General features: G+C 50.0%; 1 pseudogene. It reads right to left on the bottom strand.

From position 1 onward, the window contains the following. Positions 1 to 218 precede the first annotated feature (218 nt). A pseudogene (locus A3722_RS24845) lies at positions 219 to 532 on the bottom strand (hypothetical protein); the annotation flags it as partial.

Raw genomic sequence — 532 nt, 5'->3', positions numbered from 1 at the left:
GATTGTTGCGAGGCTGATCCCGGAGCATTAATTTTTGTCTGCTCCGAGCAACACGCCTCACGCCGTCCTTAGCTTTATATTGTAATAGTCTCAGTTTGACTTTCTAATCTGCCCATTGCGAAAATTCGTCACCTTGATTTAATATCTGAACCAACTTGTAGCTCCCCTTTATGAACGAGAGATCGGCAAGGGGGGCACTCCAAAAAGGCATGTGGTCATTAAATAAAGGCAATGTCGTCCATTTCAAAACCGGACAGATTGACGGTGGATCGGAGAATTGCAACACTATTATCACCGACCATAACGGTAACTTCATTGGTAACGCCATCATAGTTAATTGATGCAGTATCCGTGCCGCCAAGCTGGAGCCTATCCGCTTTTGCACGGAATCGCCCGCCGAGCGACATAGGCATCGTGATGATGACAAGGCACCCGACAACCAAGACCACGCCAATCCATCCGAGGTTCGGCAAACGCTCTCCGACGATGAGGACAGCCAGAACCGCCGCGACGACAGGCTCCAGCAGCGTGA

Origin of the sequence: Sulfitobacter sp. HI0027 (assembly GCF_001634775.1) — a bacterium.
Lineage (GTDB): Bacteria > Pseudomonadota > Alphaproteobacteria > Rhodobacterales > Rhodobacteraceae > Sulfitobacter.
This window is presented reverse-complemented; position numbering and strand designations above follow the sequence as displayed.